Source organism: Micromonospora noduli, assembly GCF_003264365.1.
In the GTDB taxonomy this organism is placed as follows: domain Bacteria; phylum Actinomycetota; class Actinomycetes; order Mycobacteriales; family Micromonosporaceae; genus Micromonospora; species Micromonospora noduli.
The window spans coordinates 1-14,375 of the sequence record NZ_PYAK01000001.1; the positions used below are offsets into that span (position 1 = coordinate 1).

At 71.7% G+C, this 14,375-nt stretch carries 9 protein-coding genes; 1 reads left to right on the forward strand and 8 read right to left on the reverse strand.

Going from position 1 to position 14,375, the window contains the following annotated elements:
- A partial coding sequence (locus tag GUI43_RS00005) for an ATP-binding protein (RefSeq protein WP_112697291.1) occupies nucleotides 1-2,467 on the forward strand: 2,467 nt, incomplete at its 5' end.
- A 22-nt stretch (nucleotides 2,468-2,489) separates the two neighbouring features.
- On the opposite strand, the gene GUI43_RS00010 is transcribed toward GUI43_RS00005, so the two are convergent.
- The 8 genes from GUI43_RS00010 to GUI43_RS00045 form a co-directional block, all read right to left on the reverse strand.
- Nucleotides 2,490-4,664, reverse strand: a complete 2,175-nt coding sequence (locus GUI43_RS00010; RefSeq protein WP_091399730.1) for a peptidase domain-containing ABC transporter — start codon at nucleotides 4,662-4,664, stop codon at nucleotides 2,490-2,492.
- Nucleotides 4,661-5,155 carry a hypothetical protein gene (locus GUI43_RS00015; RefSeq protein ID WP_146754776.1) on the reverse strand — a complete coding sequence of 165 codons (495 nt, stop codon included), beginning with the start codon at nucleotides 5,153-5,155 and terminating at the stop codon, nucleotides 4,661-4,663. The genes GUI43_RS00010 and GUI43_RS00015 overlap by 4 nt, the downstream gene beginning before the upstream one ends.
- A complete protein-coding gene (locus GUI43_RS00020) occupies nucleotides 5,148-8,474 on the reverse strand; it encodes a type 2 lanthipeptide synthetase LanM family protein (RefSeq protein WP_112697295.1) in 3,327 nt (1,108 codons plus the stop codon). The genes GUI43_RS00015 and GUI43_RS00020 overlap by 8 nt, the downstream gene beginning before the upstream one ends.
- 95 nt (nucleotides 8,475-8,569) lie before the next feature.
- Complete coding sequence (locus GUI43_RS00025; RefSeq protein ID WP_091399738.1) at nucleotides 8,570-8,848, reverse strand: mersacidin/lichenicidin family type 2 lantibiotic; 279 nt, start codon at nucleotides 8,846-8,848, stop codon at nucleotides 8,570-8,572.
- Nucleotides 8,849-8,935: 87 nt separating this feature from the next.
- Nucleotides 8,936-9,187: a mersacidin/lichenicidin family type 2 lantibiotic gene (locus tag GUI43_RS00030; protein ID WP_091399741.1), complete on the reverse strand. Its 252-nt coding sequence runs from the start codon at nucleotides 9,185-9,187 to the stop codon at nucleotides 8,936-8,938.
- A gap of 72 nt (nucleotides 9,188-9,259) precedes the next feature.
- Complete coding sequence (locus GUI43_RS00035; RefSeq protein ID WP_170158628.1) at nucleotides 9,260-12,577, reverse strand: type 2 lanthipeptide synthetase LanM family protein; 3,318 nt, start codon at nucleotides 12,575-12,577, stop codon at nucleotides 9,260-9,262.
- Nucleotides 12,578-12,610: 33 nt separating this feature from the next.
- Nucleotides 12,611-13,435, reverse strand: coding sequence for an AfsR/SARP family transcriptional regulator (locus GUI43_RS00040; protein WP_112588771.1), 825 nt, complete (start codon nucleotides 13,433-13,435; stop codon nucleotides 12,611-12,613).
- 310 nt (nucleotides 13,436-13,745) lie between these two features.
- Entirely contained in the window at nucleotides 13,746-14,375 is a 630-nt protein-coding gene (locus GUI43_RS00045) for a VOC family protein (protein WP_112588769.1), read from the reverse strand.

Here is a 14,375-nt window from a genome sequence, read left to right on the forward strand (position 1 = left end):
CGGCGACCCGGCGGCGGCGCTGCCGGAGCTGGCCCTCGCGCTCGGCATGTGGCGGGGGCCCGCCTTCGCCGGGCTGCCGCTGCCCCGGCTCCTCACCGGCCGGGTCGCGCGGATCACCGAGCGGCGGCTGCTGACCGAGGAGGACCACGCCGCGGCGCGGCTCGCGCTCGGCGAGGCGGCCCAGGTGATCCCGCGGTTGCGGGCGCTGCTCGACCGTCACCCACTGCGGCAACGGGCCTGGTCCCACCTCATGACCGGCCTCTACCAGATCGGCGACATCGCCGGGGCTCTGGCAGCGTTTCAGCAGGCCAGGCGCGCGCTGGCCGAGGAGACCGGGATGGACCCCGGCCCCGAGCTGACCCGGTTGCACGACGACATCCTGCACCACCGCCTCGGCCAGCAGGTCGCGACGACCGGGCCGGCGGACGACGCGTCGGCCGGCGCGGCACCGGGCCGTCCTCAGCAACTGCCACTGGCCCTGCCCGGTTTCGTCGGGCGCAGCGCCGAACTCGACCTCCTCGACGCGACCCTCGGCGCCCGGCCCGAACGACCAGCCACAGTGGACATCGTCACCATCAGCGGCATGGCCGGCGTGGGCAAGACAACGCTCGCGCTGCACTGGGCCCATCGGGCCGCCGACCGCTTTCCCGACGGCCAGTTGTACGTCAACCTCCGAGGCTACGACGACGCGGACGCGGTGTCCCCCGCCGATGCCCTGGTCGACTTCCTCGATGCGCTCGGCGTACCGGTCGGCCGCATCCCCAGCAGCGTCGACGCTCGGGCCGGGCTGTACCGCAGCCTGCTGGCCTCGCGTCGGATGCTCGTCGTCCTCGACAACTCGCGCGACGCCGACCAGGTACGACCGCTGCTGCCGGGCGTGGGCCAGTGCGCGGTCCTGGTGACCAGCCGCGACCAGCTCAGCAGCCTCATCGTGGCCGAGGGCGCCCGACCGTTGACGCTTGAGGTGCTGACGGCCGCCGAGTCGACGAGGCTGCTCCGCAGCCGGCTGGGTGACGACCGGGTGGTCGCGGAAGCGGCGGCGACCAGCGAGGTGATCGAGTCGACCGGTCGCCTCCCGCTCGCCCTGTCCATCGTGGCGGCCCGGCTGACCGCCCGGCCCAGCTTCCCGATCGACGCCGTCGCGGCCCAACTACGCCCGTCCGAGTCCCGATTGGAGCAACTGGCCGACGGGGACGTCCGCCGGATCTTCTCCTGGTCGTATCGGGCGCTGAGCACCGAGGCGGCCCGCCTGCTGCGCCTGCTGGGCCTGCACCCGGGCCCCGACCTGACCGGAGACGCCGCCGCCGCGCTGCTCGGCCGCCCCCGGGCAGCCGTCACCCCGCTGCTGAAGGAGCTGACCCGGCTGCACCTGCTGACCGAGCACCTACCCGAGCGGTACGCCCTGCACGACCTGCTCCGGTCGTACGCGGCCGAACTGGCCCAGGCATCCGACCTGGCCGAGGAGCGACAGGCCGCCGCGCGCCGGATGTACGACCACTACCTGCACAGCGCGCACCCCGGCGCCGTGTTGCTCCAGCCGACCTGGGCACCCATCGCGCTGGAACCACCGATGGCGGCGAACGTGCGCGTGCCGATGCCCGACCGAGTCGTCGCGGCGGCCTGGTTCCACGCCGAGCACCCCGTTCTGCTGCGGGTGCTGCGTCAGGCAGCGGAGACCGGCTTCGAGCGGTACGCCTGCCAGCTCGCCTGGGCCCTGGCCGCGTACCTCGCGCCTCGGGGCATGTTCCAGGAGCAGCTCGCGGCCCAGCAGGCGGCGCTCGCGGCGGCGCAGCGGATCGGCGACGTCCGGGCGCAGGCGCAGGCCAGCCGGATGCTCGCCCGCGCGCTCATGCGGCTCGGCGACCAGCACGCGGCCGAACACCACGTGCAGCGGGCGCTCGACCTGTACGAACAGCTTGAGGACCTGGACAGCCTGGCGCTGATCCTGCGCCAGTACACCGAGCACTGCACCCAGTACGGCCGACTGGACGAGGCGCTCAAGCACAGTGCCGAGGCGCTCCGGGTCTCGCAGCTCATCGGCAACCGGTACGCCGAGGCGCGCGCGCTGAACGTCAAGGGTTACCTGCACGCCCTGACCGGCGACTACCACCAGGCCGTCGTCGACTGCGCCGAGGCGCTGGCCCAACAGGAGGCGATCGACGATCGGGTCGGGCAGGCCGCGACGTTGGACAGTCTGGGCTTCGCGTACCACCGGCTCGGTGACCCGGCCAGGGCGGCGGCCTGTTACGAACAGTCCGTCCAACGCTTCCAGGAATCGGCCAACCGGTATCACGAAGGGCTGACCCTCGTCCGGCTCGGCGAGGCGCGCGAGGCGATGGCGGACCCTCCGGCCGCTGCCGAGGCCTGGCAGCGGGCCATCCGGATCTACGACGACCTGGGCGACCCCGCCGCCGACGTGGTGCGACAGCTGCTGGCACGCGTCGCGCCCGGCACTCCGGCTCGCTGACCCGGCGCAGTGGGACCCCCGGCTACAGCGGCCGGGCCGTCTGGAGCTGGTCGCGGATCAGCGCCTCGTAGTAGCGCCCGTGCGCGATCAGCTCGTCGTGCGTGCCCTGCTCCACCAGGGACCCCTCCTCCATCACACCGATCAGGTCCGCGTTGAGCACGGTGCTCAACCGGTGCGCGATGACGATCCTGGTGCACGACAGCGCCGAGAGGACCTCGTCCACCCGACGCTCGGTGACCACGTCCAGGTGGCTTGTCGCCTCGTCGAGCAGGAGCAGCGGCGGGTTGTGCACGAGGGCGCGGGCGAGGGCCAGCCGTTGCCGCTGGCCGCCGGAGAGCCCTCCGCCGCCCTCGGTGAGTCGGGTCTCGTACGCCATCGGCATCGCCATGATCTCGTCGTGGATCTGCGCACGCTCGGCGGCGAGGACGACCTCGTCGTAGGTCGCCGACGGATGCCCGAGGGAGATGTTGTCGCGGACGGATCCGGCGAACAGGGCGGGCTCCTGCGTGACCATGCCACACCAGCGGCGCAGCTCGCGGAAGTCGAGGTCCTGGAGCAGACGCCCGTCGAAGCGGACCTCGCCCTCACTGGGCACGTACAGCCCGATGATGGTCTTGGCGAGCGTCGTCTTGCCCGATCCGGTCCGCCCGACAAGCGCCACCTTCGCGCCGGGCGGGATGGTCAGGTCGACACCACGTACGGCCCAGGCGGCGTTGGCGCTGTAGCGCATGCCGACCCCGGTCAGCGTCACCTGCCCGGAGATGCGACCCGGTGGCTGGGACGTGGACCGGTCCTGCTCGGCGGCCTCGTCCATCACGTCCCGGATCCGCTCCAAATGGGTGCCGACCGTCTGTAGTTGACGGGCCGTGTTGACCAGACCCATCAACGGGGTGAGCACGGCCGCGGCGAGGGCGTTGAGCGCCAGCATGGTGCCCAGCGACATCGCGCCGGCGACGACCTGGTGCGCGCCGACCCACAGCAGGAGCAGCGGCGAGCCCATCCGGAACACCCCGAGCGTCGCCTCCAACCCGGTCTCCAGTTGACGGCGGTGCAGCGAGGCGAACTGCCGGGTCTGGAACAGCCCGGACCAGCGGCCGAGGACCTGCTGCTCGGCGCCCATCGCCTTCACCGTCTCGGCGCCGGCCAGCACCTCGACCGCGTAGTTCTGCTCCTCGGCCTGCGCGGCGATGTCCCGGTGCGTGCGTTCCCGCATGGCCCGGTACGTCGCCACGATCGCGCCGAGTTGCAGCAGACCAAGGCCCAGCACCAGCCAGGCGTAGAGCGGTGTGAACGCCAGGAGCATGCCGATGTAGACGACGACGAAGAGCCCGTCGAGGACGAGCGACATCGTCTGGCTGGTGACCAGGTCGCGGATGACGGTGTTGCTGGACATCCGCATCAGCAGGTCGCCGCTGCTGCGCAGTTGGAAGTAGGAGTACGGCAGGGCGAGCAGGTGGTCGAAGAAGCGCCGCATCATGGTGTCGTCCATGCGCGCGTGCAACACGTTGAGAGCGGCACCTCGGGCGTAGGTGCCCACCCCCTGGGTGGCCAACAGCAGGAGCATGCCGAGGCCGAGGACGGTCAGGGCGTCGACCTGCCCCTTCCCGATCACCGTGTCGACCGCGAACTTGGTGATCAGTGCGGGCAGCAGCACCGCCAACTGGAGCAGCAGCGAGACGACCAGGACCAGGCCGAGCAGCGGACGGGAGAAGGTCAGCATGCTGCGGGCGAACCGCAGCGAGGCCAGCCGTCCCGGGCTGGGGCGTCGCTCGAACTCCTCGCCCGGCGTGAGTTCGATGGCGATTCCGGTGAATCCCTCGCCGAACTCCTCGCGGCTCATCCGCCGCCGGCCCATCCCCGGGTCGACGACGACGGCGCCGCGTCGGTCCCACCGCTCCAGCACCAGATAGTGCCGGAAGTTCCAGTGCACGATCGCCGGCAACCGCAGCTGCGGCAGTCCGTCGAGGTCGACGCTGACGCCTCGGGCCCGCATCCCCGTCCGGCGGGCGAGTTGGGTCATCTGCAACGCCGTGGCCCCGTCGCGGCCGATGCCCAACTGCTCCCGACACTCGGCGACGGAGGTCCACCGCCGGTAGGAGCTGAAGACCATGGCAAGGCACGCGGCACCGCATTCGGTGGCGCTCATCTGGAGCATGATCGGCACCCGGCGACGCGGTCGCAGCCAGCTCATCGTCATCGGAGGACCCCCTCAACGCCCGGCACCAGCTCCAGCAGGGTGGGGTTGGCGACCACGAGACTGAGCCGACCGAAGCTCTCCTTCGCGTCTCCGGCGAGCCAGACGATGGTGATCGGCCGGGGCACCTCCGCCGGGATGTTCCAGCGCCGATCGGCGGGGTCGTCGACGACCTCGGCCCGGACGACCCGCAGGGTCGCCCGGCCACCCTCCTGCACGAGGGTGACCTGCGTGCCGGGCGCCGGCTCCGGATTGAGGCGCCCGGCGAACATGGAGACCAGGTTCGGCCCGTCGGCACCGATCACGGCGCCGTCGGCCGTCCGCGGCACTCGCATGATCGCCGCGAAGCCCACGCCGATCAGCAGCAGCACGGCGAGCGCGACAAGCGGCCGTCGTGAGGACCGGATCGGGCTCCGCCCGGGACCGTCGTGCACGCCACCGCGGTAGGTCGCCAACGCCTGCGGCCGGTACGGCCAGAGCTGCTGCTCAGCCACGCGGGTCACCGCCCACCGCCTGGACCGGAGGCTCGACCAGCAGGATCGACGGAACCCGCTCCGGCAAGGCCAGGCGCAGCAGGTTGTAGCCGATCCCGGCGATGCCGCTCATCAGGCCGGGAGTCTCCGCACCGAGCGGAACCCCGCACAGCCAGCCGTCCCGGTCGATGTAGTCCAGGATGCTGGCGGCCACCAGCTCGGCCTGCCGGGCGGCGTCCTCGTCGCCGCGGACCCGTGCGGCGGCCAGCAGGGCCTCGACGTTGCCGAGGTCGCCGTGGCAGATGCTGTGGTTGCCGGTGCCCGTGATGACCTCGCCGGTCAGGCCGAACCGCAGCATGCCGGTGCTGGCGTCGGAGAGGTCGCGGTCGAGCAGTTCGTGGTCGTCGACGTAGCCGGCCAGGTCGGCGCGGGCGAGCGCGATGCCGGGCCCGCCGTGGCACCAGGCGACCATTGAGTACCGCTCCGGCGTGGTGTCGCGCAGGTCGAGCCAGCACATGTGCTCCGGGTCGAAGGCCGAGCGTTCGTAGCGCATCGCTCCCTCGACCAGCGGCAGGTGGTCGCGGTTGCCGAGGGCCCGGTCCAGCCGGGCCAGGGCGACAGCGATGCCGGACCCACCGTGTGAGAAACCCGCCAGCGGCCGACTCGGGTTCACCGCGCCTGCCCAGCCGATCCCGTCGCCGGCCGGTTCGGCCTTGTCCTCCAGGATCCGGGCGAACGTGCGGGCCGCGTCGAGGACCGGCTCCGACGGCCGTGCCGCGTGCAGCGCCAGCAGCGCGAGGATCGCTCCGGCCGCGCCGCTGATCACGTCGTACGCCTCGTCCTGCGGCGCGAGGTGCAGCAGGACGGGCACGATGCGTCCGGCGGCGTCCAACAGGTCGTCGCGTTGCCACAGGGCGCCGAGGTGACTCAACGCGTACAGCGGTCCGCCCAGCTCGTTGAAGGCGCCGACGGTGAAGTTCTCCAGGCTCTCCGTCGGCGTCTCGTCGAGCAGGTCGATCTGACGTACCAGCATGCCGGCGGCCACCTCGGCGGCGCCGCGGAAGCGCTGCTCGCCGCTGACCTCGCCCAGGTAGCCGAGGAACAACGCGATCCCGGACAACCCGCTGTAGAGGTCGATCCCGACCGGGCCCAGCTGCCAGATCCTGTCGGCCACCAGGGTGTGCCCGAGCCAGGCGATCGAGTCCTCGCCGGTGTCGGCCGACAGCAGCAGCCGGTCGCCGGCGGCGCACGCGGCGGCGACGAACCGGTCCACGTCGGCGGGAACGGTGGCGGCGGTGACCTGGTACTCCGACCACTGCCCCTGACTCTCCACGCCCATCGTCAGCGCCGCGAGCGAGCTGCGCAGGATCCAGGTCTGCTGGGCCAGGTGCGTTTCGGAGAGGGCGCCGATGCGCTGCCGCGAGCGCTCCAGACCGCTGGTGGGCAGCACCCCGGCCACCACCGATCCGTCTCCGGCGATGAAGTCGTGCGAGGCGGGCGTCGTGCTGAAGAAGGGGATGTCGCCGCGGCTCAGCTGTGCCTGCTCGGCGGTGGCGATCCGGGCCTCGGCGCCGGGCCACTCCTCCTGCAACCAGAGGAAGCTGAAGAACCGCTCCCGGTCCAGCGCGTTGCGCAGCAGGTCGGGGTGGCGGCTCTCCTGCAACAGCTTGCCGTAGGTGCGGGTGGCGCGCAGGATCACGCGTACCTCGTCACCGGCGAACGCGGCCACCGGCCCGTCCGGTGCCAGCAGCTCCTCGCGGTGGCGGTGCAGCAGCCGGTAGGTCTGCTCGAACCCGGCCATGATGTCGGCGCTGAAGTCGAGGGTGTGGTGTGCCGCGTCGCTCAGGCTGGGGAGGTTCTGCCCGCCGCCCATCTCGATCCGTTTGCGGACCAGGCGCATCTCGTCGGTGCCAGACTCCTCCCAGGTGGCGACCGGGGTGGGCGTGAGCTGCCCGGCGGTGCCGGCCAGGCCGCTGAAGTCGACGCCGCCGACGCCGTCGTCGTCCTGGTAGATGATGGGCCGGGGCAGGAGCCCGACCTCCAGGACCGACTCCCGCATCGTCCGGAACGACTCCGCCGAGACGCCGATCTGCTGGTCCGTCTGCTCGCCCTGCGGGTGGAAGAGAGCTTCCAGGTCGACCAGCATCGGGTGCTCGCCGGCGGCGATGATGTTCTCCAGGTGGAAGTCGACGGCCGCGAGGCTGTGCAGCAACGCCAGGTAGCTGCCCTGCCGGGTGTAGAAGCGGCGCAGCGCGTCGTGATCGGCGCAGGGCCCGGCGGTGACAAACTCCGACCAGCCGTAGTCACCGCGGTCGAGCACCCACATGGTGCGCAGCGACGGTTGCGCGCCGCGCGTGTTGAGCCACTCCAGCAGTTGCTGGAAGTGCAGCTCGACCTGCAGTCCGCGGGGCTTGTAGACGGCGCGTGCGCCGTTGGCGAAGCGGACGAACCCGACCGAGCGGCCACCGCGGTGGGAGTCACCGGCGCCGAACGACACCTCCGTCACGCTGCCCAGCTCCGCCGGGTCGCCCAGCCGGGCGGTCAGGGCGGTTGCATCCGCGGTGAGGCGCTGGACGAACTCGATCCGGGCGTCCACCCAGTTGTCGATGAGGATTGTCGCGTCCCGGGCCAGCACCGGGTACTCCATCAGGACGTCGAGCGTGTACTTCGGGTCGCGCAGCCGCCGGGCGAAGTCCTGGAAGCGCTGCTGCGAGGTCTCCCCCTCCAACTGCCCCTGCAACCGCAGGACGTTGAGTTCCAGCACGAGCACCCGGCCGACGAGCAGGTTGATCGCCCCGTAGGGCGGCTCGCAGAGTTGGTCGGCGAGCAGGTCGGCGTCGAGGTGTGGTCCCGGCGTTTCGGCGCAGGCCGCGTGCACCGCCTCGCGTACCCGGCGAACGCCGTCGTCCACCAGCGGGCGCACCAGCTCGACGAACGCGGCGTGCGGGTGCGGCTCGTGGTGATGGTCGTGGTCGTGGTCGTGGTGGTCAGTGTCAGCGGTCTCGCCCGGCCGGTGGTCGCGCCAGGCGCGCTCGATGGTGCGCACGTAGTCCGGGATGTCGGCGAACCTGCTGCGGACCGTCTCCGGCGTCTCGCCGAGCACAGTGGTCAGGGTGGGCTCGTCGAGGTCGAGGGCGTCGAGCCAGCTCTGGAACAGGTCCGTGTCACCGGCGAAGACCGGTTCGTTCTTCCACCGATCGAGCCGGAGCCGCCCCCGGTCCTCGTCCACCGAGCCGGTCGGCGCCGCGCCGCCGAGCCTCTCCGGCAGGGAGTACGCCAGGTACCAGCAGGGGTTCGAAACGTCCACCGGGTCGTGGCCGGGCAGGTGCGACTGCGTCATCGGGGGTGCTCTCTCTCGCGCAGCGGTCGGGTCTCGCGGGGGGGACGGTGCCCGGACACCTCAGGTGTCCGGGCACCGCCGGTGGAGCGGGTGGATCAGGCGGTGCACAGACCGCAGGTCGACTGCGTCTGGCAGGTGCCACAGGTGGTTCCGCCGCACGTCGCGCCACAGGAACCGCACGGGGTCTCCCGGGCGGTGAAGCCGCCGCAGCAGCCGAGGGTCCACAGGCCCTCGGTGCGCGCGCCGGCGATGTGCGCGAGGACGTCGTCACCGAGTTCGACCACGCCGCAGGGGTGCTCCGGCAGCGCCGCCAACTGCTCGGCGGAAAGGCTCGCCCGGTACTCGGGGTCCTTCCAGGCTTGCACGATGTTCATTAATTGCTCTCCTCAGGGAGTTCGGGGTGGCCGGCGAGGAAACGCATCCGTGCGGGACGGTTCGGGTTCCCCGCCGAGGTGGATCGGTCAGCCGCAGCAGCCGGCGGTGAACGCCGCGCAGGTGCCGTTGCAGAAGGTGCCGTTGAAGGAGAAGCAGCCGGCGGCCCCGGTGACCACGGTGATCGTGGGAGTCGGGGTCCACGTGCCGCCGTCGGCGCCGTCGAGCTCCTGGTCGTTCAGCTCGACGAAGCCGGCCGGGTTCGCCGGCAGGCTGGCCCGGTCCTCGGGGCTGAGGGACGCCCGGTAGACCGGGTCCTTCCACGCCCTGATGTAGTCCATGTGAAACTCCGATCTATAGGTGGTGAAGCGCGATACGTGGATGGACCTCCACGGCGGAACCGTAGGACCGCGCTATGGCAGATCGATGGCACCGCGATGGTCGGTCGGCGGCTCCAGCAGCAGCACCGACGGCACACCCGCCGGATCGGCCCACCGCAGAAGCGCGTAGCCGATGCCGGCCAGGCCGCTCATCAGCCCCGGTGTCTCCACACCCCGTGGCACGCCGCACCGCCAGTCACCGTTCTCGATGTCCGCGACGGCCTTCGCCGCGATCGCGGCGGCGCGCTGGGCCGCCTCGTCGTCCCCGAGGGCTCGGGCAGCGGCCAGTGCGGCCTCGGCGTTGCCGAGGTCCCCGTGGCAGATCGAGTGGTTGTGCAACAGGTTGCTCGGCTCCAGCGTCGCCGTCAGCGCACGCCGCAGGTCGTCGCGCAGCAGCGCGTCGTCGGTGGCGTAGCCCACGAGTTCGGCGCGTGCCATCGCGACACCGGCCGCGCCGTGGCACCAGGCGACCATGGAGTCGCCCTCCGGCGTGTCCGGGCGTAGGTCGCGCCAGTTGCCGGTCGCCTCGTCGTACACAGTGCGTTCGTAGCGCAGCGCCGCGTCCACCGTGTCGCGATGCTCGTGCGTCCCGGTGTACCGGTCCCATCGGGCCAGGGCGGTCGCGATACCGGACGCGCCGTGGGAGAAGCCGGCCAGCGGCGTGTCCGCGTAGAGGGTGCCGGACCAGCCGACCCCGTCGCCGACCGGCCGTGCGCCGTTGAGCGTGTGCCGGGCCAGCGTCCGGGCGCCGTCGAGCAGGCTGGGGTCATCGGTGACCCGGTGCAGCGACAGCACTGCCAGCAGCCCGCCGGCGCTGCCGTTGATGATGTCGTACTCGCGGCTTTCGGTGGCGTGCGTGACCATCGACGCGGCCAGGCCCACGGCGGTGTCGACCAGGTCGGCGCGGTCCAGGACGGCGGTGAGGTGGCTCAGGGCGTACACCGAACCGCCCAGGTGGTCGAAGCCGCCGACGCCCGCGGTCGCGGTCGGGCCGGCGAGCCAGCTCCGCGCCTCGCGGAGCATCATCGTGGCGGCCCGGTCGGCGGCCTGCCGGTAGACAGTGTCGCCGGTGACGTCCGCCAGCCGGGCGAGGAACAGGGCGATGCCACTGATGCCGTTGTAGAGGTCCATGGCGCTCGGGCCGAGCATCCACACCTTGTCGGCGATCAGGCTCAGGCCCAGCCAGCAGATCCGGTCGTCCTCGGCGAGCGCGGTCGCCAGCAACCGATCCCCGATGATGCGCGCCGCGTCGACGAAGCGCTCAGGTGCGACCGGCGCGGGGGCAACAGGCGAGTGCGCGACCTTCGCGGGTACGACCGGCGGCGGCAGGACCACCGCGCCCGGGCGGCTCGGTGGACGCCACCGCGACGGGTCTCCCATGATCAGTGCGGTGAGCGAGGCTTCGATGATCCAGCTCTGCTGGGCCAGGTGGTCCTCGGACATGCCCGCCAGTCGGTCCCGGACCGCGTCCAGTCCGGTCTGGCGCAGTGCGCCCGGCACCACGGTGCCGTCGCCACCGGTGAGGTCCGTCGACGACGGTGTGGTCACGAAGATCGGCACGTCGCCGGCGTACATCTGGGTCAGTTCCGCGGCGATGAGGAGGTCGCGGTCCTCGCGGTGCTCGTGCCCGGCCCACAGGTTCTCGAAGTACCGGTCCCGGTCCAACGCGTCACGCAGCAGGTCCGGGTGCTGCGCCTCGGCGAGCAGCCGGACGTACGACTCGGTGGCGCGCAGGACCACCCGCACCTCGTCGTGCGCGAACGCGGCCAACGGGCCGGACGACCCCAGCAACTCGTCCCGGTGTCGTAGCAGGATCCGGTAGAGCGTGCGGTATCCGTCGCCGATCTCGGGCGCGAACTCCGTCACGTCCAGACGCTGCTCGCCCAGGGTGGGCAGGTTCCCCGAACCGGGCAGCGGGACCCGCCGCCGATCCAGGCGCATCTCGTCGGTGCCGAACCCGTCCCAGACCGTGACCGGCCGGGCGGTCAACTGCCCACCGGCCCCGGACATCCCGCTCATGTCGAACTGGTTGACCTGGTTGCCCTCGGTCCAGACCACGGGTGCCGGCAGCAGTCCCACCGTGATGACGGACCTGCTCATCAACCCGACCCCGGCGCTCTGCAGGTAGCCCGCCTGGTCGCCGATCGGCCGCTCCCACTGCCAGTTGTGCAGCATCGCCTCCAGATCGATGAGCATCGGGTGCTCACCGGAGGCGATCACATTCTCCTGATGGAAATCCGTCGCGCCGAGGGCCTGCAACAGGGCCAGGAGCGCGCCCTGCCGCCGATGGAACCGGCCGAGGGCGTCGCGGTCGGCGCAGGGTCCACTCTCGACGAACTCGGTCCACCCGTACACCTCGCGGTCGACGACCCAGAACGTCCGCAGCGCCGGGTGCGCGCCGCGCTCGTTGAGCCAGGCCAACAGGTGTTGGAAGTGGCCGTCGACCTGGAGGCGCCGGGGCTTGTACATCACCCGCGCGCCGGTCGCGAAGCGGACGACCGCCACCGAGCGACCGCCCCGATGGTTGTCCCCCGCCCCGAAGCTCACCTCGGCCAGGTCGCCGAGCGAGTCCGGCCCGCCGCACCGGTCGGACAGCTCCGCGTGGTCGGCGACGACGCGCTCGACGAACTCCAGCCGGCTGGCCTCCCAGTTGTCGACGACCCGCACCAGATCCCGGGCCAACACCGGATATTCGCGCAGCAGGCGCAACGCGTGCGGCGGCTTCTCCAACCGGTGGAGGAAGTCGTGGAAGCGCTCGTGCGGGCTGCTCCCGGACAGCTCGCCCCGGATCCGCAGCACGTTGAGTTCCAGCGCCATCGTCCGGGCCACCAGCATGTTGACGGTGTCGACCGGCCCCGGGCCCAGCCGCGTGGTCAGCGCCGCGGCGGAGAGGTGCGGGTGGCCGTCGACCAACGCCGCCACCCGCGCGCCCAACCGTTCGAGTGCGGCAGCGATCAGTGGCGCGACGAGCACCGCGAATCCCGCGCTGTCATCGTGTCCATCCGTGCCGTGGCCGGGGGCCACAGTGGAGGCCGGATGTCGCCGCGCGGCCTCGACCAGCCGACGGGCGTAATCCGGTGCCGTGTCGAACCGGGCCCGAACGGTCTCGGGCTGCTCGCCCAGGACCCGGATCAGACCGGCCTCGTCGAGCCCGTGCTGGGCCAGCCGCTGCGAGATCAGATCGGGCCGCCTCGCGTGCACCGGCTCGTCCAGCCACATCTTCAGCCGGATCCGGCCGAGATCCTCGTCGACGGGGCCGGTGGGCACCGCGCCGGTCAGCCGCTCCCGCAGGGAGTGACCCAGAAACCATCCGGCGTCCCCCGGCTGCACCGGGGCAAGGCCGTCGTCCATCTGCTCCGCCTCACCGCGCGGCATCGCCGCGCATCACGTGGTGGTGGCCGCCCGTGCCCGGGCGGGTCCTTCGGGAAAACGGCCCGACACCCAGGGCGGGCCCAGGTCGCCGCGCAACATCGAGGTGTACGCCGCGAGCAGCGCCGGGGTCGGCTCGACGCCCAACTCGGTCGCCAGACGGCTACGGAAGGCGCCGAACACGTCCATCGCCTCGCTCTGCCTGCCGGTCTGGTACAGGGCGGTCATCAGCATGATCGCCAGCCGTTCCCGCAGGGGATACTCCGTCTGCAAGGCGATGAGCGCGGGGATCGCCCGGTGGCAGTCGCCCAGCCGCAGGTGCAGTTCCAGCCGGTGTTCCAAACAGACGATGCGGCGTTCGAGCAGGTGTTGCCGACGACTCTCCGCGTACGGACCGGTCAGGCCCGCCAACGGCTCGCCCGCCCAGCTCTGCTCGGCCTCGGCCAGTAGCGCCGCGGCCCCGGCGAGGTCGCCGGCCGTTTCGGCGGCAGCCGCCCGCTCAACCGCCTCGTCGAAGTCCGCGACGTCGGTGCGGGCCGAACCGAGACGCAGCCGGTAGCCGATCCGGGAACTGTCGATCGCGGGACCGTCGCGGCCGACGCACGCCGCCTGGAGCGTGCGTCGCAGCCGATAGATGTACGGCGGGATCAGCTTCGTGCCGGTCGCCGGGGCCTGGCCGCCCCAGACTCCCTGCAGGATCGACGCCGGTGTGACCACGCGGTTCGCGTTGAACAGCAGGATCGCGAAGACCGCCTGTTGCCGGACGGGCCCGAGGTCGAGCCACTCTCTGCCGACCTCGGCGTGCAGTGGGCCGAGGGCGAGAAACCGTACCCGCGTCACGGCATCGCACCGCCCGCACCAGGACTCGTCATCGGGGTCTCCTCCCTACCGGCGGCCGGGGGACCGCGCACAGGCGACGAGGCACGGCACGCACCGGGTCAGCTCTGAATCCGGTGGTGCCGATTGGATCGAAGATCATCGTGTCCAGGGGATGGTAGGACGGTCGGCGTACAACTCGCGTACATCGCCCGTACGAACAGCGCGCAGCGGGTAGTGACACGCACTCCGAAACGGAAACGGTGCTGCCGGTGAGTCATCAGGTGACTCACCGGCAGCACGTCGATCAGCAGGTCTTACGCGTTGGCGTAGCTCACTCGGGCGGCTTGGCCCCCGACTGCTCGCTGACCATGTACGCCGCGTACCAGTCGGGCCAGTTGTCGTCATGCTCGCCAGTACGTTTCTCGTGCTCGCCGTGCGCGGCGGCCGCGCGTCGAAGCGCGCTCGCCAGGTCGCTCGTGGAGCCGAACGACGTGAGGCCACCCTCGATGCGTCCGGGAAGCCTGGTGGTGATCTCCTGCATCAGCCAGGTGTTGCCGTCCGGGTCGCGCAGCGTTGCGCGCGAGAAGTAGCTGCGCCGCTGCGGGTCCGGCCCGTCGACCGGGCCGTCCGGGCTGACGTGGAAGACGTCGCCGACCTCGACACCGGCGGCGGCGAGGGTGTCGTGGGCCGCCTCGATGTCGGACACGATCAGGTACGCCATGGCCGAGCCGGGTGCCGCCGACGTCAGCCCGGGGCCGAACTGCACGGAGCACGCGGAGCCGTGCGGCGTCAGCTGGACGATGCCGGGCGGGGTCTGGTCGAGCCGCCACCCGAGCCGTTCGTAGAACGCCTTCGCCCGGTCGACATCCGACACCGGGATGACGATCACCTCAAGCTTGACGTCCAGGCTCTCGATCCGCGACGTCGCACTCGCGTCGCCCTGGGCCACCTTCGGGCTCAT